This window comes from Chryseobacterium balustinum, assembly GCF_900168205.1.
GTDB classification, from domain to species: Bacteria; Bacteroidota; Bacteroidia; order Flavobacteriales; family Weeksellaceae; genus Chryseobacterium; species Chryseobacterium balustinum.
The window spans coordinates 300,051-323,694 of the sequence record NZ_FUZE01000003.1; the positions used below are offsets into that span (position 1 = coordinate 300,051).

Here is a 23,644-nt window from a genome sequence, read left to right on the forward strand (position 1 = left end):
TAGAGGCTTTATCGAAAAAATATGAAAATAGCTTTACTTTTACCACGATCTGTTATTTATCCTTCAATGTCTTTTGATATGATGGATGGCTTTAAGCAAGCGTTAAAAAATATTGGCTTGGAAGGTCATCACGAAATCGTTTCAGCGGGAATAGGTGTTGCCGCAAAACATGAAGAGATCTATGAGCGTTGCGAGCAATTTCTTTTGGAAGGTGCGGATATTATCATTGGATATATTAATCCTATTTCAGCCGAGTTTATTCACCCGCTTTTCGAATCTTCAGGGAAAACTTTGCTTGTTTTAGACAGCGGATATCATTTTCCTGCTTTTCAGGGGAAACTTTCTAATGCATATTTTATATCTCTTCAGGGAGGTTTGTGTACAAGGGTTATTACTCATAAAGCAATTGAAGATGGGCATAGAAATTTTGCATTTACGTGCTCTTTTTACGATGCGGGCTATCGTCCATCTTATATCTATCCAGCTGCTGTTGAAGAGAAAGGTGGTACCATAGGCTTTAATCATGTTACGTCTTTACGCCGTGAAGATTTTACCCTGGCTCCACTTACCGAATATCTTGAGCAGCAAAAAGAAACTGCAGTTCTTGCAACATTTTGTGGTGATATGGCAGATGATTTTTTCAGAGTCGGGAACAAGCTGGTTAATAATTATTCGGTATATGGAACGGGTTTCACATCCGATGAAGCATGGCTTTCGAAAATGCCTTATCCGGGTAAAGAGTGGAGTTCTGCTGTAGCTTGGTCTAAAACTTTAAACACACCAGAAAATGAAACTTTCGTAATTATAATGAATAATATTAAAGAAGGTAAAGCTAATCTTTTCTCTTTATTGGGATGGGAAGCCGCTCTCTTTATTGCTTTGGAAAACGAAAATTTTGATGGCATTACTATCAATTCACCACGCGGAAAGGTTTATATGAACCCCGAAAACAGATTTACAGAAGCTCCGGTTTATTATGCAACAGTTTCAAAAGATAAAACTACAGGGAACTGTCTTCTGAAAGATGTTGAGGTTGCTGCAGTTACAATATCAGAGCGTGAAAGTTTAAAAAATAATATTAAATACATTCAGAGTATTGAGGCTAATTCTTGGCTCAATGCTTATGCGTGTTTAGAATCATGATGACAACATCCAAAATAGCAGTTTTATGTAACAATCGTATGGCGATTCCGGCTTTGCAGGCTCTATCTGCGCAAGGTCGGCTTTGTGCATTGGGAGTAGCAGAAGGAAATACAGACGTTATAGATTTCTGCATAATGCTTTCAAAGCAATCTAGCATACCATTATTTATAATAAAAAAAGAAATTCTCTCTTCTCAATTAGAAGAATTAATGAAGAAAACTAATGCCGAATTTATTTTTACCATGACGTTCCCTTGGAAGATACCTTTAGAAGTTTTAAATAAACATCCTGGTAAATTCTACAATTTTCATTACGGATTACTACCCGAAATGCGCGGTGCAGATCCTGTTTTTGAATCCATAAGAAGTGAAGCGGAAAAAACAGGAATTACAGTGCATGCCATTGAAAATAAAATTGATAAAGGGGCAATTATTCTGAAAAAGATCTTACCTCTTTCAATAAAAATGACACATGGTGTGCTTTGTACGAACTTATCATGGTTTGGAGCAAACTTGCTTAATGAACTTTTGATCTTATTAAAAAATAATTCTAAAGGTACAAAGCAGGATGAACATAATGCTAAATATTTCACAAAACCCGTAGCAGCAGATGTTTGCATTTCTTGGCAAAGATATGATGCTAAAACCATCGAAGCTTTATCCAGAGCTTGCAACCCGTGGAATAAAGGAGCATACACACAATGGAATGGCTGGAATATAAGAGTGGTGGAAGCTACAGTAATTAATGAAGCTTCACATCAGTCTGATCTTCCTGGAACCATTCTTACATTGGATGAAGACAATGGGCTTATTGTAAAATGTAATAATGAAACTCAACTTCGATTAGATATCATCTACACAGATGAAGGATTTATGAGTGGCCATAAACTGTTTGCTTTTGGCATGAAAAAAGGCAGCCGGTTTGTGAATCTTTAACCTAAAATGAATTAAATATGAAAAATTTTTATTCAAAAATCAAAACGCTGACACAGACGTTCCTTATTGCAGGAGCGTCATTGTTAGGATTTGCGGCCAATGCGCAAACTACCCTCGCAGCAGGAGATATAGCCTTTACAAGCTATGACTCTTCTCCTTTAGCGGGAGTAGGAGATAAGTTTTCTTTTGTTCTGCTTACAAATATTTCGGCTGGAACAATTATTAGCTTTACCGATAGGGGATATCAAGGCTCTGGAGCATGGCAAGCTGCCGGAGGATCAGAATCTGCCATTACTTGGGTAAGTGGTACCGCAATTCCTATGGGAACAGAAGTACACATAGTAGGACTTGTAGCTTCTACTTATAACCCGGTAACCAGCATATCAACTCCAAATGGTACTGTTACTCTTACTGATGGTTCATCCACCAATGGTCTTTCATTAGCCAATACTGGGGATCAGATTATTGCATTTCAGGGAGGTAACGGATCTATTACAGCAAGCGGAGCTTACTGTATTGCAGGAATTAACTACTTGTATTACCCAGGAGGAGGAACTACAACGGCAGGATGGAATGTTGGAGTTCCAGCGGGGCCCAATTCATCTTTAATGCCTCCAGGACTTATAGGAGGAACAAGTGCATTTTATACAGGGGCTGAATCGGGAAATATTATTGCAGTATCAGGAAAATTTAACTGTACTGGAACACCAACTACTACAGCTGCATCTGTACGTTCAGCGGTAATGACTATGGGAAACTGGTCACTTTTAGCTTCTGCAGGTACAACGGCATATTCAGGATGCCAGTTTATAGGAAGTAATCCTGTAATTACAGGAAATCCACCAAACAGAACAATTTGCTCTGGCGGAAATACAACATTTTCTATTACTGCAACAGGAGCTACTTCTTATCAATGGTATCAAAATTCAGGAAGTGGTTTTGCTGCTTTAGTTAATGGAGCACCATTTTCAGGAGTTACAACAAGTACACTAACTGTAACAGGAGCTACAGGAGCAATGAACGGATATCAATATCGTTGTGTTGCAACTAATTCTTCAGGTTCTGCAACATCAAATTTAGCTAATCTAACGGTTGTATCTGTTTCTGCAACGACTACTAAAACAAACGTTTCATGTAATGGTAGTAACAATGGAACAGCCACGGTTACTGCATCTGGAGGAATTGCTCCTTACACTTACTCATGGTCACCGAGTGGCGGAACTGCAGCAACAGCAACAGGATTAGCGGTAGGCGTTTATACAGTAACAGTTACTGATAACCTTGGATGTTTCACTACAGCAACTGCTACAATCACTCAACCAACCGCAATTTCAGGTACAACGGTAGTTACTAATATTGCATGTAATGGAGGTTCAACAGGAGCCATCAATTTAACACCAACAGGTGGAACAGCACCTTATACTTTCAACTGGGGAGGAGGGGTTACCACAGAAGACCGTACAGGTTTAGCTTCAGGAACTTACACAGTAACTATTACAGATGCTAACGGATGTACAGGAACAGTGAGTGCTACAGTAACTCAGCCAACAGCAATGAGTGCCACGACTTCTCAAACAAACATTTCATGTAACGGAGGAACAAACGGAACAGCAAGTATTGTTGTAACAGGCGGAACAGCACCTTACACTTACTCATGGTCACCAAGCGGTGGAACTGCAGCAACAGCTTCAGGTTTAGCTTCAGGAACTTATACAGTAACGGTAACAGATGCTAATGCTTGTACAATAACAAGAACTGTAACGATCACTCAACCAACCGCAATTTCAGGTACAACGGTAGTTACTAATATTGCATGTAACGGAGGTTCAACAGGAGCCATCAATTTAACACCAACAGGTGGAACAGCACCTTATACTTTCAACTGGGGAGGAGGGGTTACCACAGAAGACCGTACCGGATTGGCAGCGGGAACTTACACAGTAACTATTACAGATGCTAACGGATGTACAAGAACAGTAAGTGCTACAGTAACTCAGCCAACAGCACTGAGTGCAACTACTTCTCAAACGAACATTTCATGTAACGGCGGAACAAATGGAACAGCGACTATCGTTGTAACGGGAGGAACAGCACCTTACACTTACTCATGGTCTCCAAGCGGCGGAACTGCAGCGACAGCTTCAGGTTTAGCTTCAGGAACGTACACCGTAACAGTAACGGATGCTAATGCTTGTACGATTACAAGAACAGTAACGATCACTCAACCAACAGCAATTTCAGGCACAACGGTAGTTACTAATATTGCATGTAACGGAGGTTCAACAGGAGCCATCAATTTAACACCAACAGGTGGAACAGCACCTTATACTTTCAACTGGGGCGGAGGAATCACCACAGAAGACCGTACTGGTTTAGCAGCTGGAACTTATACAGTAACTATTACAGATGCTAACGGATGTACAAGAACAGTGAGTGCTACAGTAACTCAGCCAACAGCAATGAGTGCCACGACTTCTCAGACGAACATTTCGTGTAACGGTGGATCAAACGGAACCGCAAGTATTGTTGTAACAGGTGGAACAGCACCTTATACTTACTCATGGTCTCCAAGCGGTGGAACTGCAGCAACAGCTTCAGGTTTAGCTTCAGGAACGTATACAGTAACGGTGACGGATGCTAATGCTTGTACGATTACAAGAACAGTAACTATCACTCAACCAACAGCAATTTCAGGAACAACGGTAGTTACTAATATTGCATGTAATGGTGGTTCAACAGGAGCTATCAATTTAACATCAACAGGTGGAACTGCACCTTATACATTCAACTGGGGAGGAGGAATCACCACAGAAGACCGTACTGGTTTAGCAGCTGGAACTTATACAGTAACTATTACAGATGCTAACGGATGTACAAGAACAGTAAGTGCGACAGTAACTCAGCCAACAGCAATGAGTGCCACGACTTCTCAAACGAACATTTCGTGTAACGGTGGAACTAACGGAACAGCGACTATTGTTGTAACGGGTGGAACAGCACCTTACACTTACTCATGGTCTCCAAGCGGCGGAACTGCAGCAACAGCTTCAGGTTTAGCTTCAGGAACTTATACAGTAACGGTAACAGATGCTAATGCATGTACAATAACAAGAGCAGTAACGATCACTCAGCCTACTGCAATTTCAGGCACAACAGTGGTTACGAATATTGCATGTAACGGAAGTTCTACAGGAGCTATTAATTTAACTCCATCAGGTGGAACAGCGCCATATACCTTCAACTGGGGAGGAGGAATCACCACAGAAGACCGTACTGGTTTAGCAGCTGGAACTTACACAGTAACTATTACTGATGCTAACGGATGTACAAGAACAGTAAGTGCGACAGTAACTCAGCCAACAGCAATGAGTGCAACTACTTCTCAAACAAACATTTCATGTAACGGAGGAACAAATGGAACCGCAAGTATTGTTGTAACAGGCGGCACAGCACCTTACACTTACTCATGGTCTCCAAGCGGTGGAACTGCAGCCACAGCTTCAGGTTTAGCTTCAGGAACTTATACAGTAACGGTAACAGATGCTAATGCATGTACAATAACAAGAGCAGTAACGATCACTCAGCCTACTGCAATTTCAGGCACAACAGTGGTTACGAATATTGCATGTAACGGAAGTTCTACAGGAGCTATTAATTTAACTCCATCAGGTGGAACAGCGCCATATACCTTCAACTGGGGAGGAGGAATCACCACAGAAGACCGTACTGGTTTAGCAGCTGGAACTTACACAGTAACTATTACTGATGCTAACGGATGTACAAGAACAGTAAGTGCGACAGTAACTCAGCCAACAGCAATGAGTGCAACTACTTCTCAAACAAACATTTCATGTAACGGAGGAACAAATGGAACCGCAAGTATTGTTGTAACAGGCGGCACAGCACCTTACACTTACTCATGGTCTCCAAGCGGTGGAACTGCAGCCACAGCTTCAGGTTTAGCTTCAGGAACGTATACAGTAACAGTAACGGATGCTAATGCTTGTACAATAACAAGAACAGTAACGATCACTCAGCCAACAGCAATGAGTGCCACGACTTCTCAAACGAATATTTCATGTAATGGAGGATCAAACGGAACAGCAAGTATTGTTGTAACGGGAGGAACAGCTCCTTACACGTATTCATGGTCTCCAAGCGGCGGAACTGCAGCGACAGCTTCAGGTTTAGCTTCAGGAACTTATACAGTAACGGTAACAGATGCTAATGCTTGTACAATAACAAGAACAGTAACAATCACTCAGCCTGCGGCAGCAGTTTCAGGTACAACGGTAGTTACTAATATTGTATGTAACGGAGGTTCAACAGGAGCTATTAATTTAACTCCAACAGGAGGAACAGCACCTTACACATTCAACTGGGGAGGAGGAATCACCACAGAAGACCGTACAGGATTAGCAGCAGGAACTTACACAGTAACTATTACTGATGCTAATGGATGTACAGGAACAGTGAGTGCTACAGTAAATCAATCGAGTGCAGTAGCAGCGCCAACGGGTGTAGCAACTCAAAGTTTTAACTTAGGAAATACTTTAAGTGCTTTGGTAGTAACTGGACAGAACATCAAATGGTATGCTTCAGCTACGGATGCTGCAAACCATACGGGAAGCTTACCAATAACTACGGTAATTGTAAATAATACCACGTATTATGCAACTCAAACGGTAGGAGTTTGTGAGTCTACGGCTTCATTAGCTGTTCTTGCTTACAATGCTACTTTGGGGGTAGGTAACCTTACAAAATCATCATCAGATATGCAAATTTATCCTAATCCAGTAGTAGACATCCTTAATGTAAGCGGAGAGGAGAAAATTATAAGATTAGCTATTTACTCTGCAGATGGTAGAAAAGTTACCGAGAAAGTAATATCTAAAAATGAAAGAAGCATCAATGTTCATTCATTAGTACAAGGTGTTTATTTACTTCAGGTATTTACTAAAGATGGTGTGAAATCATTCAAATTTATAAAAAGATAGAATGTTTTAATATTAATACCATAACTTAATAATCAACCAGTAGCAATTAATTGCTGCTGGTTTTTTTTGTTGCTTAAAGGTTGGCTAATGAAATTATTAAATTTTATTTTTAGAATGTCCTGTTTTTGGGTTTCAATTTAAAAATTTCGTTATTTTAGATTTAATAAAATTTTAGCTAAATGAAAAGTTTTAAAATATTGTCTCTTGTATTTTTCATTTTTACCTGCAGATATCATGCGCAGCCGTTTACTTTAAAATCGGTTGATGAAGCAAAAGAATTTAGTTTAAAAATTTATTACGGAACTCATGGTAAAGGAGCCTTTGTACAGTACAAAGGTCAGAAAGGAATTATTCCATTACAAATAAAAAGCTTCAATGTCGATAAAAGTGGAAGAGAAGACGGGCAACCAGATCTTACTTCTTATATTTGGGAAGAGATTATTGATGGAAAAATAAATGGAACGTATTACCTTACAGAAGGGCTTAGAGATTTATTTGATGTAAAATATATCAGAAAAAAAGACAACCGGACCTATAAATTTGAAGAAGATAACACTGAAAAATTTGATGGAGTTTCTAAGTTCTTACTTCATGATGTAATGATTGATTATAATATTTTCTACGACAATAGTCTCAAATTTATGTATTCAAATAAACAGACTGTAAATCTTCAATTACCAGATATTGACAGTCCTAATTTCTCGAGACATGCGACTATTAATGATTATAATTTCGATGGTTTTGATGATATTTCTTTCTCAATTCCTGATGGTGGAATGGGAGTTTACAGAACTTTTACTGTTTTTATTTATAATGCTAAAACTAAAAAATTTGAAGAGTTTGTTGAGCCAGATTTCAGCAAATCAAAGTGTGAGTGTTTATGTGATCTTAAAATAGATAAAAACAAAAAAGTAATTTCCAGCGAATGTAGAGGAGGAGCAAGATGGTGGAAAGATCTTTATCAGTACAAAAATGGAAAACTAGTTTGGATTCGCTCTCAAGAAATTACCGATTAATTACAAAGAAATAATACTATTCATTGTTCATTTTGAAGATGCTTTTAAATAATAATATTTAGTCATTGTCTTTCTTTGTTAAATGAAATGCCATTGTTTATCTTAAAAAAGTATTTATAGTAAAAACCTTGTCTTTCTTAGCGATAAAAAACAAGGAATATACAAGGAGTTTAAAAAAATAGTGAAATAAATGTAAACAAAGCTGTTTTATTTATTTTGAAAGACAAAATTCAAAATAGATAACGATTTAATATTGCATTTTAGTAGTGAAATTAATTTCTGGTTTGATCTGTATTTAATCAATTTGCATTTAGAAAATTATTTCGCAGAAATAAAACATGGCTTTGGAAATTTAATCAAGACTTATAGAATTAAAAGTCCTTCATTTTTATGATTTAGGTCTGATATTTGTAAGCCTATACCAGACTGATGAACTATTATATTTATGAAAAACCTAACTTTAAAAAAATCAATACTTTACACCTCAATTTTTGCTTTATTTCTTGTTTCCTGTAAAAAAGATGAAGCTGTAAATCAAAATCAGCAACATACTTCTACCTCAGAAGATATTGCAAAAAGTACTGCAGATCCGGATTCTATTAAAACAAAACCGGTAAAAGAATCTGCACCGCCAATGATGCAGGAGAACGGATTTTACAATGCATTTGCAATCCCAAAAGATAAAAAACTGAGAGATTCTCTGTATGCAATTTTTAGTAAAAAATATACCGAAAGAGAGCGATATGCAATTTTAGCATTAAACAGATTAGATTCCAAAAGTAAATGGAATTCTGATACATTGGTTGTTCCCGCAAAAATAGATACCACTTTAATGGCATATTCACCATTCCCAATGCAGCTTGATGTGTTGAGCGATGTGAAAAAGTTTATCATATTTTCATATCCTATTCAGGCTTACGGAGTGTATTCAAACGGAGCTTTGGTAAAATGGGGACCTACAAGTATGGGGAAAAAATCTGCTCAGACCGACAGAGGTTTGATGTTTGCCAACTGGAAAAAGAAACTCGCAATTTCTACCGTAAAAAGCGAATGGAAGCTTCCTTATAATTTCAATATTCACAATACACATGGGATAGGATGGCATCAGTATGACCTTCCGGGCTATCCTGCGTCTCACTCTTGCTTAAGGTTGCTGATGAAAGATGCAGTTTGGTTATACAATTATGCAGATACATGGATTTTGAATCCGGGCGGAGCAACCACAAAAGCGAAAGGTACACCAGTAATGGTTTTTGGAGATTACGGATGGGGAAAAAGAAAACCTTGGAGAAATTTGCTGAATGACCCCAATGCCAATAATATTTCTGTTGAAGAAATGACCAAACTGATTCAGCCTAATGTTGAAAAAATGGTTTTTGAACAGACCAACCGTGAGAAAGTAGCAGATTCTATAAAATCAGCGAAAGCTTCACAAGCAGCTATTCAGGAAACTGAAATTTCAGAAACAGAAACAAAATAAATTTAAGATTCAACTATTTTTTCAAATTTTAAAGTAGATTCCTCCGCAAATTTGCGGAGTTTTTTCATTTCTTCCTTTGCTTTTATTTGTCCGAATCTTGCTGCTGTGTAAGTGGCAGCAATGAAAACAAGCATCAAAAATGAAGCGTGTAAAGCCCACGGATATTCGTGGCTGTTGATTTGCTTTTCTACATAATACATGGTGAAAAAAGTCATCCATGAAATAGTAAATAAGAAATAAAGAAACATAAAAAACGTCCACACCGCAGAGCTTGGTCCAAAAACTCCTCTTATAACAGTAATCTCTTCATCAAGTTCAGTTCTTAGAGCCAAACAAGGCTTCCAGTAATTATCATCTTTGGTTAAAACAGAAATAGTTGCAACTTCGGTGTTTACATTACCTGTAAACTCGTCTTTATGCTCAACTAAATATTTTTTTAGATTTTCAGCATACGTTTCTTTGGTGAGATGCGTATACATTTTAAATCTCGGGCGGGTTCTTATTTTATCTAAGGTCGTTTCTTTAGTCTCCATATTAATCTTGATAGGGAATTGGGTCTTCTAATGTGAAAGAAAATTTAAGCTCCAGACCTTTTCTGTCTATAGTCATATTGATTGTTTTTCCTTCTTCAGATTTCATGATATCCATTATTTTATTTAGCGTCATATCTGAAGTTTTCTTTCCGTTGATAATGAGCAACTGATCATCTTTTTTCAGGCCCGCTTTACCGGCAGGAGAGTCTTTTCTTACCCCGGCAATTGAAAAGAGAGGTTTTAAAACAAATTTATATTGAATATTACTGTTGTACGTTTGAATATCTCCTGATGTCGATTTTTCGGTCAATGTTTTAAAAGTCAAATAATCTTTATCCCATTGAAGGCCGTCTTGTTTAAAATCGAGCCCACTCATGTTAAAATGAAAAGGATTATCGTAATTTCTATTTTTTCTAAGATATAATTTCCCGTTTGGATAATCAAAAGCTACCGTAAATCTACGCATGATCTCGCCTCCAATAGAACCCTTTCTGTCTTTTGCTAAATTAATATGCTGAATAGAAAACTCGTCAGGCATTGCAGTTAAAGGTTTTTCAAACTTAAATTTCCCAAGATTAAGCTGATGAATTCTACTTCTTTTGCCATAAATATCTCCATTGAAACCTCTTCCTAAATAATCTTCAATATTGGGTCTGTTGTAGACAAAATCTTTAATTAAAACAGGAAACAACCAGATTGGGTCGCTATTACCAATATCAATAAGCAGTTTTGACGGTTTTTTTTCGTTGGTCATTTCTACATCAGCCATGATGTAAGGCTTGCTTTTTTCAACAGAAATCGTAAACGCATCAAACTTTTTTATTTTCTTTTCAAAAAGTGCACGGTCTTTAAAAACGGTAATTTTTTTTGAAGTGTAATCTATAATAATAGGGTAGTCTTTAAAAAAATGATAGCCTATAAACCCATTGACAGGAATTCCGATGTGTGAAGAAATATTGAATTCTTCATCCTGAATAATGTAAACCATCAGAGAATCGTTAACGAAGTTTTTACCGATTTTTCCGGTATTAAGATCAGATTTAAATCCTTCAATACTTCTATTGCCACCAAGCCCGGAAAATCTCATTTTTTCCATCGCACTTAGCTTTATTTCTTTGTCTTCAAGGCTGAAAATAGTGTTTTCCGTTACTCCGCTATCAAGCATAAAAGTGAGTTCTGCACCATTGATGTTAATAGGAATGAAGATTAAATTATTAATCAGCTTAAACGGAATTACTACTTTATTTACATTTTTAATCTCAAACTTATTTTGGGCATTCATAAAAATGCTTAAAAATAGAATTGATATTAAAAACCTAAATTTCATTTATTGAAATTAGTGAATTATATCATATGTTACAAAAAAAACATTCATGAAGATGAATGTTTAGTATTTTAAAAATTGATAATGGTTTTTAATGTATTATTTTGAGAAAAATTCCATCAGATCAATATAGTTTTTTTGATTGACACCATGGCCACTCATATATTCTCTGAATGTAAAATAGCAGCTCAGATCATACAAAAGATCTGCAGCTTTTCTTCCCCATTCCATAGGAATAATTGCATCGTCTGTACCATGAGAAACAAAGAAACGAAGATTTTCTAATTTCTTTTTATCTTTCACAATATCGGTAAGCAACTTTTCTTCAGGATAACTACTTAAGCAGGCAACATAGTTGAAAAGATCGGGGTATTTTAAAGCTAAACTGTAACACAAAATTCCACCTTGGCTGAATCCACAGAGATGCGTTTTATTTTTTGTAAGACCATATCTGTTGGTAATTGCCATGATGTTTTCTAAAACACTTTCAAGAACTTCTTTTGCTTGATCGATATCTATAAATTGTTCAGGATTGTTGAAGTCGATATCAAACCAAGAATATCCTTCAAACTGAGTAGGTTTTGGAGCTCTGAAACTCACAATAATCCAGTCTGCTGGAAGGTTTTCTCTGAAACTGAAAAGATCTTGCTCATTGCTGCCATAACCGTGAAGCATGAAAAGAATGGGGGTAATCGAACTAATATTTTCGGGCTCTCTTACGATATAGTCTAAATTCATTTAGCAAAGATAATAATATTGATATTTTAAATTGGTATTTTTTGAAGTAGGAAAGGATTTTTAGAATGTACGATGGTACAATTATTCTTTGTCTGATGCAACTGCAGTCTTTTATTGATTTGATATTATTTGGAAATCTTTGTTGGAAAATTTTCATAAAAGTTATTTTTATATTGATAAAAAACCTATATTTGAAACATTAAAAAATCTATTTGGAGAAATGAAGCAATTTTACAAATCAAAAAATTTACTTAGACTTTCATTTTTAGCAGTGGTATTACTTTCAGTAGCTTCTGTTTTTAATTCATGTAAAAATGATGACGACGAAGACGAGTTTCAAGATCACTTGGTACAGTTTGAAGCAAAAATAGTTAACGGCGGTACAGCTCCTACTCCTCCTGTAAGTACATTCAAAACGATTATTACTCAGGTAGGAACAAAACAGGAACAATTGTTTGATTCTCCTGGTTTACTTTGGACAAGCGGTGAGTTTTTTGTAAATTCTAGCCAGTCTCAATTAAATTTTGCAGCAAATGCTAATCTTTTGAATGCTGATTCTAAGCTAATCGTATCTATTTATATTGACGGCGAAATTGCAGAAACAGATACAATTGAAGGAAGCGGAACTAAACAGGTTGCAGTAGCACACAGTTTCCTAGAATTATAATTAATATAAATTTATTATATAAAAAACACCTCTGTTACGCAGAGGTGTTTTTGTTTTTTATGATTACTTTTAATTTTTTTTCAAAAAATTATCTTAAACTTCTTACACTCACTTCTGGCTTTTCACCTTGTGGAACAATAAAGATAGCATTGTCATTAATGGTATCTCCAGAGTCAAAATAATAGCTTCCAATAACAGGTAGCATATTGGTAACAAACTTTCCGGATTTGTCGTAGGCAGAATATGATACATTAATCATCTGAGTTTTCATTTTCAGCTGAATCTTTTTTGATGTCAGTTTTGCTCCTGTAGCATTTACACAGTCGAGTTCTACAATCCCGGTTTCCATTACAATTTGAGGATAAGAGGTAAGTCTGATATTGTAAGATTTATCAGATGTGTTTTTTACCGAAGCCGACACTTTGTAGCGGTCAAAATTTTTTCCGCCGACCTGTACACTTTCTTTATTGGTGATATTAAAGCTTACTTTCATCCCGTTAACATCTGCAGTTTCACCATCAGATATTTTCTGGGCTTTTGCAAAATTTCCGAAGCTTAAAAATGTGAATACAAAAAGGAGAAGAATTGAATTTTTCATGGTGTGATTTTGAATTTATTATTAGTATAAATTTACAAAATAAAAACGTTTTCTGTATGTTAATATTTTATGATATTCAAAATATGGATGAATATCATAAAATATTAAGTTAAAATTATTTGATTTTCGCAATCCATTCGGCGCCACTGATATCAGTTAATTTTATTAACGATATTTTTTCAGCTGACGAAGAATTTTTCAAATCAATCATTAAATCAGCTTTTGAACCTAGCGGAATAATTAAACTGTGTTTTCCGGGCTTTACTTTTGCTACATAATGATTATGAATTTTTTCTTTAGAGAATTTTGAAAGTTCAGCTCCATTCATTGACTGAATAACGTCTCCTTTTTCATTTAATAAATCGATTCCGATAAGAAAAGAACCATAAACGTCTACACCTTCTGTTCTATAAACCTCAAATTTTACCTGCGACTGATTAATTTTTATATTGGAAATTTCAACTTTTGGCTTCACCGATTTATTATGCAAAGTTCCAAAAACACCGCCATGAAAATATTGATTGGTGTATAAAGTCAATCCAAAAATAAGTAACGAACCTACAAGTACAAAGCGTTTAGAATTTTTAAGAGGAAATGCACCCGAACCTAGCCATTGAAACCATTTTTTCTGAGTGAAACTGTATTTTTTATTTTTAAAATATTGGTCTAAAGAATAAGTTCCGCTGCCTGTAAGAAAAAGAGTAAATCCACAAGCGATTCCCAGAACTCCAATTTGCCATTCATCTAAACAGGTCGTTCCTATCCATCCGGAACCTAGCAAAATTCCCATTGCCAAAGCAAAAACTCCTGCAGCCATCAACCTTGTGAAGAGTCCCAAAATAATAAATAATCCTACGATCGCTTCAATGATGGTGAAGCTGACCATTGAGGTTTGAAGCGCATCGGGATGAGTAACCAGATATTCAATAATGGGTTTTATTCCTAAAGCATTCGGTAAGAAATGATTGAATTTTTCGCCGATATATCCGGCTTCATCGGGAATGAGTTTATTTTCTAGAATAAGTCTGCGCCAGAAAGCTGAAAAGTAGGTCCAGCCAATTACAAGGCGGATTGATAATGTATATAAACCAGCCATATCAGTGGGCTGATTGGTCATATTTTTTGTCATTGAAGTTTTATTTTAAAAGTTGATTGTTAAAAATGATTTAGAACTCATTCTAAGCCATATCCAGTTTCAATCTTTTAAATAAAATATACTTTGGAGGACTGTTCCCGGAAGTGCTTCCGGAATACGATTTTTGAGAAAAAATAGGCTTCTCAAAATTTAAATTTACCGATTGTAAAAAATCTGAAAGTGCAATTCCTTTAAATTTAAAATCTGCTTTTGAAACGGAAATTTTTGAAGAAGAATTAAAACTTTCACAACCGGAAAATGAGGGTGCTGTGGTTTTTATTTTGTTGAGAGCACTGATGTGCTGAATGTCAAAAACCTCTAATACCTCTCTCTTTAATGAACAGGGAGATAACGAAAACACCACAACAAGCAACATTACAACTGCTTTGTATATTTTCATATGGAGTTTTATATTTGACATTCGTACAAAACTACGGTTTTCAAAATTAAAGTGCTACAAATATTTCCATTATAGATGAATTTAATAGTAAATAAATATTTTAAAACATCATATCGAAACATTAATCTCAGCTTCCTTATTCTTATCTTTGTCTCTCTTTAAAGCAATAAAAATACTTTTACTTCAATTGAAGAATCTTAAATATTACTTAGCCGCCATCTTTGCTTTCGCAACCTGGGGAACATTCAGTCTGGTTTTAAAACCGCTGCATTCGTATGCATCTTTAGATATACTTTTTTACAGAGTTTTCAGTTGTGCATTGATTATGTCGGTGGTAACGGTTCTTTACAGAAGAGCGAAGCTTAAAGAAAATTTAAAATATTTTAAAAGTATTTCTCAGAAAAGTAAATACAGAATAATAGGCTTAAATGTTTTAAGCAGTATTTTGCTCACGGGAAATTGGTTTTCGTTTATTTATGTGATGAATCATATCAGCGTGAGAGCGACGTCAGTTGCTTACCTTGTCTGTCCGATTATTACAACGATTCTTGCTTTTTTTATTCTTCGGGAAAAGCTTACAAAATTGCAGTGGATTTCGGTAGCTTTAAGTGGAGTAGGATGTGTTTTGCTGTCGTATTCTAATCTTCTTGATATGTTGTACAGCAGTTTGATTGGCTCCACTTATGCGTGTTATCTCATTGTGCAAAGTACCAACAAAAAATTTGATAAGTTTCTGATTCTTAATTTTCACATGATTTTATCAGCACTTATTCTTTTGCCATTCTTTCCTAAATATTCAGGGTCTATTCCTACAGATTTTACGTTCTATTTTTATATTGAAATCATTGCGGTAATGTACACGATTGTCCCTTTATTGCTGAATTTGTATGCTTTATCAGGAATTGCCTCCTCAAAAGTAGGAATGATTCTTAATATCAATCCGATTATTGCCTTTATTTTGGCAGGAGCCGTTTATCACGAAGCACTTGGAGGGTTACAGATTTTGTCTTATTCGATCATATTTTTAGCGGTTATTATTTTTAATGCAAAGGAAATTTTTCGTTTAAAGCCAGAAAGAGCGGTTTAAAACTTCTATAAAGATTTTAAGTTTAAAATTTAAACACTTTGCTTATGCATAATTCCCCATTTTTCCAACTCTTCAATAACGGGTTTTAGCTGATATCCGATTTCTGTTAATTCATATTCCACTCTTGGCGGAACTTCTGCAAAAATTGTTCTTGTAATAATTTTATCTTCTTCCAGTCTTCGAAGTTGAAGCGTAAGCATGCGTTCTGTAATATTTCCCAAACTTTTTCTGAGTTCTCCGAATCTCAGTTTTCCGTTGATCAGATAACTGCAAATGGCAAGTGACCACTGTCCGCCAATTAATTTTGAAGCATAAAGTTCCGGACATTCATCGGTGAGCGCTTTTTTATTCGCAAAATTGGTTGAAGTTTCCTTTATCTTAGTCATTACTTACATTTTTTATAGTACCATACAATGGGTTGCTAATATACCAAATGTAAGTTACACCTATTATTTTTGTAAAAGAAATTTAAAAATATGAAAACATTAGTAATCGTTACTCACCCAAAAATGGAAGAATCGTTAATTAATAAAAGATGGGTGGAAGAATTGAAGAAGTTTCCCGAAAAATATACAGTTCATCAGTTGTACGAAAATTATCCTGATGAAAATATCAATGTTAAAAAAGAACAGGAATTGATCGAAGCTTATGATAAAATTATTTTTCAGTTCCCGTTTTATTGGTTTAGCAGTCCGCCTTTATTAAAAAAATGGCTGGATGAAGTTCTTTTACACGGTTGGGCTTATGGAAGTAAAAGCGGGTTTAAAGTAGGCGGAAAAAAGATTGCTTTGGCAATATCTGTAGGAGTTGATGATGGAGATTACAGTGCAGAAGGAAAATATAAATATACAATGACTGAACTGGCGAGACCTTTTGAATTGACCTTTGAATATATAAAAGCAGATTACAAAGACCCCTTTGTTTATTACGGAATGGAACATGACCCTTCTCCGGAATGGATTGAAAAAAGCGTTCCTCAATATCTTGATTTTATTGATAATCTGTAAAATATTTCTCCAAATAAATGGCACTGCTGACAGACACTTGTCAGCAGTTTGCATTATCTTTACTTTTCTAAAATAAAATGATGGATCAAAATAATTTAGATAAAATCATAGAACGCTCTTTAGAAATAAGGAAAAAATACCATCAACTGGAAGTTCAACAAAATGGAAATGAATGGACATTGGAGCAAGATGCTTTGGCGTATCTTACCGATGCCGGATTGGTGGGCAGAAATGTGATGTCACACGAAAAAACCTGGTCAAAAAAGAATTCTGCGACCGAGCTTGAGCATAAATTGGGTGAAAATATCTGGTGGCTCATTGTTTTGGCAGACCGCACCGGAATTGACATTAAAGAAGCGTTAAATAAATTTTTAACCAAAACAGAAAACCTATTCTAATGAGTTATTGTTCAGCAGTCGAAAGAATGCAGCCCGAAAGCAGAAAAGAGCTGCACAAAAAATATCACGACAATCATTACGGATTTCCGATTCATGATGATAATGAATTGTTTGGAAGATTAATCATGGAGATCAATCAGGCAGGGTTGAGCTGGGAAACGATTTTAAAAAAAGAAGAAGGTTTCAGAAAAGCGTATGATGATTTTAATATCGAAAAAGTTGCTGCTTACAGTGAAGAAGACCGCGAAAGATTATTAAGCGATCCCGGAATTATCAGAAATAAATTGAAAGTAAACGCAGCCATCGAAAATGCAAAAACCATTATAGAACTGCAAAAAGAATTCGGTTCTTTTGAGAAATGGCTGGAGCATCATCATCCCAAAACTTTACAGGAATGGATGAAACTGTTCAAAAAAACGTTCAAATTTACAGGTGGCGAAATTGTCAATGAATTTTTAATGAGCATTGGTTTTCTAAAAGGTGCGCACGCAGAAGATTGTGCGGTGAATGAGGCGATCTTAAAGCATGATCCGATGTGGAGGAAAGGGTAGGTTATATAGCTAAAGGGCTTGTTAGAAGTTGGAATTATTCTTTTTTAGTTTTAATTACGAAGACAATAAGTAACTGGATAATTTTCAAATAGATAAATCTTATTAATAAAACACACAATGCTAATTTTAATATATTCCACAAAGAACTAATATTTAGATATCCTAGAATTCTGATAGAAATAAAAGCAGGTATTAGAAATGCTGAAAGCTTTATAAGGTACATGATCAAATAGTATAAAAATGACTTATTTCCAATTTGAGAATGGCTTAAAGATGTTCGAATTTCATTTAAAGTCTCTACACCACTAATTTTACCCCATGTAATTACATAATTTGAACGCATATTAAAAAAATTAGTTAATAAATATTATTTTAGAGTTTTCAATTTATAAATTTAATAAACCTCTAAGACTTTTCATCACACTATGTTGTCCTAAGAATAGCAAATAACTACGAATTTGGAGAAATAGTAGAAATAATTCTGCAGTCGTCACATTTGAAATCGTAGAAATATTGTCTCTCTTGCAAACTCCATTTTTTATTACAATTAGGACAAGGACGGTTGATGTCATCGTTCTTGTGTTTTCTATAATTGTATAAGAAATAGTACGTTGGAATATTCGTCAACTCCTCTATTTTTTTAGTTATTTGAATACCCTGTTTTGATAATTGAGAAGTAAGTTCCTGCATTTGATTTAGTGCCCAACGTTCACCGACTTCACAATTCATCTGAAGGTTATCACAAGCTTGATAATTGGTTTCCCAACTCAAAATTGGCATGTATCCAAAATCATAATATTTTGGTAAATGATAAAGAGCAACAGAAGAATTACACCCGCCACAAGTAATAGGAGAATCTATTGATGTGTAATTTGTATTTAAAATGTAAAAATCAGATTTTTCACATGTGCAGCATCCAGAATAATCTTGGAGTGTTTTTCCAACTGTTTTAATTGAAATGATTGAATTGCTGAATGTCTGAATTTTTTCTATCCATTTGTTTACATAAATATTATTGTTTTCTTCAGCTAAAGAGTTTTTTTCTAATGTAAAAGGTAGTGCTGTAATCTTGTTTCCATCAATATATTGGCTTTCTATTCTACCTTGAGTTTGTCCATTCCCTCTATAAAAGGACATTAAAAGATTAAACTCCTGATAAAGCTTATCTTTGCTAAAGTCGGAATTTACCTCTATTGAAACTTCTTGTATAAACATTGTGTTGGATTTTTTTTAATACATGTAAATTTTTAATAAAAGAATTATTTCACCTGGCTTTTCAATCTTTCTATCAACATCGTAATGATTCTTTTATTAAAAACTTTGCTGTCAGATTGATAAAGCTCTAGTTCCTCTAAAGTAAACATTCCGATGGTCATCCCGATAAAAGTGTTTTTCAGCACAGCATCTTTTTGTATACTTTGTTCGATAAACATTTGTTTTTTAGAAACCGATAAAGAACTGAAATCTGCTTTTTGTCTCAATGCATAGTTTATAAACATTGATAGATACAAATCATTCTGCAGTTTCAAAATGGGACGCAGCGTTTTATTTTGAAATGTTTCCGCTGAAGTGGTTGTCTCTGAATTAACAATATTTAAAGATTCCCTTAGGTCTAATTTGGTAATCATAGGCTGTATAGATTAATTTCTGTTTGTAAATATAAATTCTGATTTGTCATTCTGACGAAGGAAGAATCTTATTTATAATGCAAGTAAAACTTATTTTCAAAAATTTCTTGAGGATCATATTTTCTTTTAAGCTCAAAGAAAGAATCAGATTGAGGATAGACTTTTCTCATTTTTGCTTTATCGATATGAAGACGATAAGGAAGGTAAAAAGTGCCTTCATTTTTGATAGTCGTATCAACTAATTTATTGGTTACTATTTTCATTTCGTTTTCCTGTTTTGTCGTTTTCTTTTGGTTAAACAGTAAAACAAAACCAAAAACATGTTCTCTTGCATAGTTCATGTAGCTATCTTCATCTTTGTCTACGGCTCGAATGGTAATATTTAACAAATCTATTTCAGAATCCTTTAAAATTGGTTTTATATCCTTTATAAATTGATTAAAATTTCTTTCAGGAATAAAATATTCATGCAGAAGATCGGTCGAATTGGGGTCTTTATTTTCTATCAAAGAAACATGACCATTTAATAATTCGTTGCGGGTAAAAACAGTGTTGTTTAAAACCGTATTCATGCCGGTTTCCAAATCCCAGCGAAGCCTTTTTCCGTATTCGCTATTCACCGTACTTCTGAAAACAATTCGTCTGATCTCTTTATTTTTTGTTTTCTGAGCGGCAAGTTAAAGCGGTTTTACATCAGCTTTTTCGAAATAAATGATGGTCGCTTCGTTTAAAAACTTTTTGTCTGAAACTCTCAGTCTTCCAAAAACAAGATTGACATTTGGGTTGTCTGTAATAAATTTTTTGTAGTAAGAAACGTAGTCATCAGAATTCATTGCTACCGATTTATATTTTAGCGCAAGATTATCTACCACTTTCAGTTTTACATCCAGAATAATTCCGAAAAGTCCATATCCGCCAATCACCAACTTAAATAATTCAGGATTTTCTTCTCTGCTGCAATTGATAATCTCTCCTTTATCGTTCATTAAAGTAAAAGAAATCACACTCGAAGAAACGGGCGGGAGATTTTTTTGCCAGCCATGTCCGTTCACACTCATCGAACCACCAATGGAAAACGAGCTGAAAGCCTGCATCACCGCAACAGATTTTCCATATTTATCTAAATAATTAATCGCATCTTCCCACAAAGCACCCGAACCAATCGTTAAAATATTATTTTGTTCGTCGAGTTCCATCTGTTTGTACGGAAGCATATTCAGCAAAATTCCGTTAGGATAAATGGAATGTCCACCCATGCTGTGTTGAGCTCCAGCAATCGAAATTTTGAGATTTTTTTTCTTGGCGTATTGTATCAACTGTTTTAATTGATTGACAATTTCGGCTTTATTGTTGGGAACGATAATTAAAGTATCAATTTCGGTAAGATTCAACTGACTTGCATCATTGGTAAAACCTTTCGGAGTTTCAATTTTGATATCCTGCTCATTCCATTTGGTTTTAAGAATATGAATAACCGGAACAGACAGAAATATAAAAATCATTACAATTCCAATAATAAAAAGGTGCTTTTTTTTCATTTCTTATTAAATAATAAAGAACGAAAATAGGGAAAATTGTCTTTTGTTATTGGAAAATAGGGATAGAATACTTGGGAATTATTTAAATACTATTCAAACATTTTCTTTGTAGCATGGGGAATAATGAAGTATAACATTTGGCTGTCTTCATTATCTTTCATTTCTAATATATCAATAAAATATCCATTCTTATCTCTTCCAGAAGACATTTTTCCAATTTTTGCTCCGAATACTTTTCTTATAAAGTCTTGTCCATCTGCAGGGTTTAAAGCGAACATGGAAGTTTCAATAGATTTTCCATCTCCACTATAAATCATAGCTTTAAAAATCATGGTAGTTTTCATCAAGTAAGAATCTGCTAAAGCTTGATTACCTTTTTTATAGTACGCATAAGAAACTTCAAATAAAGCTTTTAAATCAAAAGGATGATTCGCAATAAATTTATTGCCTTCTGTTATTACTTCGTCAAATTTTTTGTCATTATTTAATTTGTATAAATTTCTGCTAAATTCTAAATCTTTGTATGGCTTATAGTAAGTATTATCAGTAAAGCCAATTAGTAAAGTAAAACTTGTCGGTCAATAAGTGTAGTATCAGTTTTATTAAATTTTTCTAATAATTTATTGTAGTTTAAATCTGAATCTTTATTCTTCGACTCTTTAAGTATATTTTCAAAATCTTTTTTATACTCGAAGTTTTTTTGACTGAAAATCAAAAGAGGAATTAGTAAAAATAGAAATGTAAATTTTTTCATTAATTATCTGTTTAATATTTTTCTAAAATACAGAAAATTTTGTGTAGTTTGTATTGTAGATATTTAAATTTTCTCAATTAAACGCTCCAACTCTCCAACCCAAATCACCCCACCGTCGGTGTATCCTCTTCATTCAAAATCTTTTTCTCTTTCATCGCAACCATCATTCTTTCGCGTTTGTATTCTGTCCAGTCGAATTGATTGAGGAAATCAAGAGCGGCAACAAATCCGGCATTGAAAAGCTGTTCTTTTTCTTCTCTTTTCATAAAGAAATTAAGCCAGCTGCTCGTTCCGCAGTTTACGGTTTTTATGCTGTACAAATTGTAAAATGAATATTTGGTCAGGAAAGATTTGTCATTAAAACCTTTTAAAGTTTGAATGATATTTCCGGCGTAGGAAAGGGGAGTTTTAAGAATTTGTTCGCTCGTTTTTCCTTTCTCTTCATTGATTACCGAATCACTCGTTAACTGTACTCCAAAAAGCGGAAGTCTCGGATAGAAAATATCGGTCACATGAAAAAGATCGATCGGAAAATTTGAAATACTTCCACCATCGATAAAAATTCCGACAGGATAAATATTTTCTTTTGTTGTATTCATCCAGAATTTCCAGGCGTATTTTACAGAATCATCGTCTTTGTTGATGAGCTTTTGCATGGGCTCAAAAAAGAAAGGAACAGACATCGAAGCACGCACAAATTCTGCCGGACTGATGTGTTTCAGCTCTTCTTCAGACCAGTAAAGATTCGCCATGATGGGAAGCTGTACTTTTATTTTGGCGTTGATGTCGGTCGTGATAACCGTATATTCAGATTTCAACTGATAAAACGGATTGTTTTTATAATAATCGTTGTTTTCTATGCCCTCAAAATAGATTCTGTATTGTGTTTCATCAATGTGCTCCAGATTATTCATTTTAATTTCTTCAATTCCGTTTAAAGCGTTGGTGTAAAACTCCATTCCGTTGCCGTAACGGTAATTAAGATTGAGCTCATATTCTTTTTGAATGAATTTTTTATTGAGTTCTGCGACCGTTTTAATTCCGAAATCGTTGAGTACATTTTTCATCGTGTCTTCAAACACATTTCCGGGATTGATTCCGCTGTTGCTTTTCTGAAAATTCAGGTAAAGTTTTTTTAGAATTAAGATTAAAATAATTAAAGGAACAAGTGGAATTAGAAAATACAGCTTGGCTTCTCTTGTTGTTTCAGAGGAAAGGATAAACGGTAAACTTATTAATCCAACCGTCAGAATAATCGTAATAATTAAATTGATTTTAAAGAAATTTTTATTGTTGAGCATCGCATGAATGGTACTTTTTACATAGCTTTTTCCATCCATAAAATCAGCAAAATTCCAGTTAAAAAGTATTTCTTTAATAACTTCGCTTTTGGCTTCTTCTTTCGTTTTGCAAGCTGCAATCAACATGGTATTAATTGCTCCTGCGCTGGTTCCGGCAACTTTCAGAAAACGAATTCCGAAAATTTCGAGTCCGTAGAGATAACCTACCAAAGCACTTCCCCAAACACCGCCTCCTTCCTGCACAAATTCTATATATTGATTTCCTTCGGCATCCAGAAGGTCAGAAAATTCTCTTTTAGAAATATTTTCGTGCAGTGCTTTCAGCTTTTCTTTGGATTCCTGAGAAAGTATGTCTTCATCAAGAATTTTTTGGAGAGTTTCGGATTTCATGGTTTAGTGTATTTGGTGATTGTA

24 protein-coding genes are annotated in these 23,644 nt (G+C 34.8%); 10 read left to right on the forward strand and 14 right to left on the reverse strand.

Going from position 1 to position 23,644, the window contains the following annotated elements; genetic code table 11:
- Nucleotides 1-21 precede the first annotated feature (21 nt).
- The 5 genes from B5X64_RS06945 (at nucleotide 22) to B5X64_RS06965 (ending at nucleotide 9,571) form a co-directional block, all read left to right on the forward strand.
- Nucleotides 22-1,143 carry an ABC transporter substrate-binding protein gene (locus B5X64_RS06945; RefSeq protein WP_123920685.1) on the forward strand — a complete coding sequence of 374 codons (1,122 nt, stop codon included), beginning with the start codon at nucleotides 22-24 and terminating at the stop codon, nucleotides 1,141-1,143.
- Entirely contained in the window at nucleotides 1,140-2,078 is a 939-nt protein-coding gene (locus tag B5X64_RS06950) for a formyltransferase family protein (RefSeq protein WP_079464529.1), read from the forward strand. The genes B5X64_RS06945 and B5X64_RS06950 overlap by 4 nt, the downstream gene beginning before the upstream one ends.
- Nucleotides 2,079-2,095: 17 nt before the next feature.
- Entirely contained in the window at nucleotides 2,096-7,075 is a 4,980-nt protein-coding gene (locus B5X64_RS06955) for a T9SS type A sorting domain-containing protein (protein ID WP_079464530.1), read from the forward strand.
- Between the two features lie 179 nt (nucleotides 7,076-7,254).
- On the forward strand, nucleotides 7,255-8,091 hold the full coding sequence (locus tag B5X64_RS06960; protein WP_079464531.1) for an XAC2610-related protein: 837 nt from the start codon (nucleotides 7,255-7,257) through the stop codon (nucleotides 8,089-8,091).
- Nucleotides 8,092-8,536: 445 nt separating this feature from the next.
- Nucleotides 8,537-9,571, forward strand: coding sequence for a L,D-transpeptidase (locus tag B5X64_RS06965; protein ID WP_079464532.1), 1,035 nt, complete (start codon nucleotides 8,537-8,539; stop codon nucleotides 9,569-9,571).
- 2 nt (nucleotides 9,572-9,573) lie between these two features.
- Here the strand turns inward: B5X64_RS06965 and B5X64_RS06970 are convergent, their stop codons facing one another.
- The 3 genes from B5X64_RS06970 to B5X64_RS06980 form a co-directional block, all read right to left on the reverse strand.
- The gene (locus B5X64_RS06970) at nucleotides 9,574-10,104 is read right to left on the reverse strand and encodes a hypothetical protein (protein WP_079464533.1); all 531 of its coding nucleotides are present in this window, start codon (nucleotides 10,102-10,104) and stop codon (nucleotides 9,574-9,576) included.
- A gap of 1 nt (nucleotide 10,105) precedes the next feature.
- Entirely contained in the window at nucleotides 10,106-11,386 is a 1,281-nt protein-coding gene (locus tag B5X64_RS06975; protein WP_228418788.1) for an aspartyl protease family protein, read from the reverse strand.
- Nucleotides 11,387-11,527: 141 nt separating this feature from the next.
- Nucleotides 11,528-12,166 carry an alpha/beta hydrolase gene (locus tag B5X64_RS06980; protein WP_079464535.1) on the reverse strand — a complete coding sequence of 213 codons (639 nt, stop codon included), beginning with the start codon at nucleotides 12,164-12,166 and terminating at the stop codon, nucleotides 11,528-11,530.
- Between the two features lie 220 nt (nucleotides 12,167-12,386).
- Here B5X64_RS06980 and B5X64_RS06985 point away from each other — a divergent pair, with 220 nt between their 5' ends.
- Entirely contained in the window at nucleotides 12,387-12,833 is a 447-nt protein-coding gene (locus B5X64_RS06985; protein ID WP_079464579.1) for a hypothetical protein, read from the forward strand.
- 88 nt (nucleotides 12,834-12,921) lie between these two features.
- Here the strand turns inward: B5X64_RS06985 and B5X64_RS06990 are convergent, their stop codons facing one another.
- The 3 genes from B5X64_RS06990 to B5X64_RS07000 form a co-directional block, all read right to left on the reverse strand.
- The gene (locus tag B5X64_RS06990; protein ID WP_079464536.1) at nucleotides 12,922-13,431 is read right to left on the reverse strand and encodes a hypothetical protein; all 510 of its coding nucleotides are present in this window, start codon (nucleotides 13,429-13,431) and stop codon (nucleotides 12,922-12,924) included.
- A 115-nt stretch (nucleotides 13,432-13,546) separates the two neighbouring features.
- The gene (locus B5X64_RS06995; RefSeq protein WP_079464537.1) at nucleotides 13,547-14,560 is read right to left on the reverse strand and encodes a TQO small subunit DoxD; all 1,014 of its coding nucleotides are present in this window, start codon (nucleotides 14,558-14,560) and stop codon (nucleotides 13,547-13,549) included.
- 49 nt (nucleotides 14,561-14,609) lie between these two features.
- Entirely contained in the window at nucleotides 14,610-14,966 is a 357-nt protein-coding gene (locus tag B5X64_RS07000) for a hypothetical protein (RefSeq protein ID WP_079464538.1), read from the reverse strand.
- Nucleotides 14,967-15,153: 187 nt separating this feature from the next.
- On the opposite strand from B5X64_RS07000, the gene B5X64_RS07005 reads away from it, so the two are divergent.
- Nucleotides 15,154-16,053, forward strand: a complete 900-nt coding sequence (locus tag B5X64_RS07005; RefSeq protein WP_079464539.1) for an EamA family transporter — start codon at nucleotides 15,154-15,156, stop codon at nucleotides 16,051-16,053.
- A 29-nt stretch (nucleotides 16,054-16,082) separates the two neighbouring features.
- Here B5X64_RS07005 and B5X64_RS07010 read toward each other — a convergent pair whose 3' ends face one another.
- Nucleotides 16,083-16,439 carry a winged helix-turn-helix transcriptional regulator gene (locus B5X64_RS07010; protein ID WP_079464540.1) on the reverse strand — a complete coding sequence of 119 codons (357 nt, stop codon included), beginning with the start codon at nucleotides 16,437-16,439 and terminating at the stop codon, nucleotides 16,083-16,085.
- A 90-nt stretch (nucleotides 16,440-16,529) separates the two neighbouring features.
- On the opposite strand from B5X64_RS07010, the gene B5X64_RS07015 reads away from it, so the two are divergent.
- The 3 genes from B5X64_RS07015 to B5X64_RS07025 all read left to right on the forward strand — a co-directional run bounded on the left by B5X64_RS07015 (nucleotide 16,530) and on the right by B5X64_RS07025 (nucleotide 18,009).
- Nucleotides 16,530-17,060 carry an NAD(P)H-dependent oxidoreductase gene (locus B5X64_RS07015; protein WP_079464541.1) on the forward strand — a complete coding sequence of 177 codons (531 nt, stop codon included), beginning with the start codon at nucleotides 16,530-16,532 and terminating at the stop codon, nucleotides 17,058-17,060.
- 80 nt (nucleotides 17,061-17,140) lie between these two features.
- Nucleotides 17,141-17,458, forward strand: a complete 318-nt coding sequence (locus B5X64_RS07020; RefSeq protein WP_079464542.1) for a nucleoside triphosphate pyrophosphohydrolase family protein — start codon at nucleotides 17,141-17,143, stop codon at nucleotides 17,456-17,458.
- On the forward strand, nucleotides 17,458-18,009 hold the full coding sequence (locus B5X64_RS07025; RefSeq protein WP_079464543.1) for a DNA-3-methyladenine glycosylase I: 552 nt from the start codon (nucleotides 17,458-17,460) through the stop codon (nucleotides 18,007-18,009). The genes B5X64_RS07020 and B5X64_RS07025 overlap by 1 nt, the downstream gene beginning before the upstream one ends.
- A 450-nt stretch (nucleotides 18,010-18,459) precedes the next feature.
- On the opposite strand, the gene B5X64_RS07030 is transcribed toward B5X64_RS07025, so the two are convergent.
- The 7 genes from B5X64_RS07030 to B5X64_RS07055 form a co-directional block, all read right to left on the reverse strand.
- Nucleotides 18,460-19,224: a DUF2310 family Zn-ribbon-containing protein gene (locus B5X64_RS07030; protein ID WP_066678375.1), complete on the reverse strand. Its 765-nt coding sequence runs from the start codon at nucleotides 19,222-19,224 to the stop codon at nucleotides 18,460-18,462.
- A 44-nt stretch (nucleotides 19,225-19,268) separates the two neighbouring features.
- Nucleotides 19,269-19,637: a hypothetical protein gene (locus tag B5X64_RS07035; RefSeq protein ID WP_079464544.1), complete on the reverse strand. Its 369-nt coding sequence runs from the start codon at nucleotides 19,635-19,637 to the stop codon at nucleotides 19,269-19,271.
- A gap of 68 nt (nucleotides 19,638-19,705) precedes the next feature.
- Nucleotides 19,706-20,257 carry a hypothetical protein gene (locus B5X64_RS23000; protein ID WP_228418790.1) on the reverse strand — a complete coding sequence of 184 codons (552 nt, stop codon included), beginning with the start codon at nucleotides 20,255-20,257 and terminating at the stop codon, nucleotides 19,706-19,708.
- Nucleotides 20,258-20,314: 57 nt separating this feature from the next.
- On the reverse strand, nucleotides 20,315-21,175 hold the full coding sequence (locus B5X64_RS23005) for an FAD-binding oxidoreductase (protein WP_228418794.1): 861 nt from the start codon (nucleotides 21,173-21,175) through the stop codon (nucleotides 20,315-20,317).
- Nucleotides 21,176-21,264: 89 nt separating this feature from the next.
- A complete protein-coding gene (locus tag B5X64_RS07045) occupies nucleotides 21,265-21,732 on the reverse strand; it encodes a DUF4919 domain-containing protein (protein ID WP_079464545.1) in 468 nt (155 codons plus the stop codon).
- On the reverse strand, nucleotides 21,732-21,929 hold the full coding sequence (locus B5X64_RS07050) for a hypothetical protein (protein WP_079464546.1): 198 nt from the start codon (nucleotides 21,927-21,929) through the stop codon (nucleotides 21,732-21,734). The genes B5X64_RS07045 and B5X64_RS07050 overlap by 1 nt, the downstream gene beginning before the upstream one ends.
- Nucleotides 21,930-22,033: 104 nt before the next feature.
- Nucleotides 22,034-23,620 carry a patatin-like phospholipase family protein gene (locus B5X64_RS07055; protein ID WP_079464547.1) on the reverse strand — a complete coding sequence of 529 codons (1,587 nt, stop codon included), beginning with the start codon at nucleotides 23,618-23,620 and terminating at the stop codon, nucleotides 22,034-22,036.
- Nucleotides 23,621-23,644 lie beyond the last annotated feature (24 nt).

Excerpts from the sequence above, each read along its gene's own strand:
- B5X64_RS07015 (WP_079464541.1), top strand. The coding sequence starts at position 16,530 with ATGAAAACATTAGTAATCGTTACTCACCCAAAAATGGAAGAATCGTTA.
- B5X64_RS06955 (WP_079464530.1), top strand. The coding sequence starts at position 2,096 with ATGAAAAATTTTTATTCAAAAATCAAAACGCTGACACAGACGTTCCTT.
- B5X64_RS06975 (WP_228418788.1), bottom strand. The coding sequence starts at position 11,386 with ATGAATGCCCAAAATAAGTTTGAGATTAAAAATGTAAATAAAGTAGTA.
- B5X64_RS06995 (WP_079464537.1), bottom strand. The coding sequence starts at position 14,560 with ATGACAAAAAATATGACCAATCAGCCCACTGATATGGCTGGTTTATAT.
- B5X64_RS06990 (WP_079464536.1), bottom strand. The coding sequence starts at position 13,431 with ATGAAAAATTCAATTCTTCTCCTTTTTGTATTCACATTTTTAAGCTTC.
- B5X64_RS07020 (WP_079464542.1), top strand. The coding sequence starts at position 17,141 with ATGGATCAAAATAATTTAGATAAAATCATAGAACGCTCTTTAGAAATA.
- B5X64_RS06945 (WP_123920685.1), top strand. The coding sequence starts at position 22 with ATGAAAATAGCTTTACTTTTACCACGATCTGTTATTTATCCTTCAATG.
- B5X64_RS06960 (WP_079464531.1), top strand. The coding sequence starts at position 7,255 with ATGAAAAGTTTTAAAATATTGTCTCTTGTATTTTTCATTTTTACCTGC.
- B5X64_RS07010 (WP_079464540.1), bottom strand. The coding sequence starts at position 16,439 with ATGACTAAGATAAAGGAAACTTCAACCAATTTTGCGAATAAAAAAGCG.
- B5X64_RS07035 (WP_079464544.1), bottom strand. The coding sequence starts at position 19,637 with ATGATTACCAAATTAGACCTAAGGGAATCTTTAAATATTGTTAATTCA.
- B5X64_RS06950 (WP_079464529.1), top strand. The coding sequence starts at position 1,140 with ATGATGACAACATCCAAAATAGCAGTTTTATGTAACAATCGTATGGCG.
- B5X64_RS07030 (WP_066678375.1), bottom strand. The coding sequence starts at position 19,224 with ATGTTTATACAAGAAGTTTCAATAGAGGTAAATTCCGACTTTAGCAAA.
- B5X64_RS07050 (WP_079464546.1), bottom strand. The coding sequence starts at position 21,929 with ATGAAAAAATTTACATTTCTATTTTTACTAATTCCTCTTTTGATTTTC.
- B5X64_RS07000 (WP_079464538.1), bottom strand. The coding sequence starts at position 14,966 with ATGAAAATATACAAAGCAGTTGTAATGTTGCTTGTTGTGGTGTTTTCG.
- B5X64_RS07025 (WP_079464543.1), top strand. The coding sequence starts at position 17,458 with ATGAGTTATTGTTCAGCAGTCGAAAGAATGCAGCCCGAAAGCAGAAAA.
- B5X64_RS06970 (WP_079464533.1), bottom strand. The coding sequence starts at position 10,104 with ATGGAGACTAAAGAAACGACCTTAGATAAAATAAGAACCCGCCCGAGA.
- B5X64_RS07055 (WP_079464547.1), bottom strand. The coding sequence starts at position 23,620 with ATGAAATCCGAAACTCTCCAAAAAATTCTTGATGAAGACATACTTTCT.
- B5X64_RS06985 (WP_079464579.1), top strand. The coding sequence starts at position 12,387 with ATGAAGCAATTTTACAAATCAAAAAATTTACTTAGACTTTCATTTTTA.
- B5X64_RS06965 (WP_079464532.1), top strand. The coding sequence starts at position 8,537 with ATGAAAAACCTAACTTTAAAAAAATCAATACTTTACACCTCAATTTTT.
- B5X64_RS06980 (WP_079464535.1), bottom strand. The coding sequence starts at position 12,166 with ATGAATTTAGACTATATCGTAAGAGAGCCCGAAAATATTAGTTCGATT.
- B5X64_RS23005 (WP_228418794.1), bottom strand. The coding sequence starts at position 21,175 with ATGAAAAAAAAGCACCTTTTTATTATTGGAATTGTAATGATTTTTATA.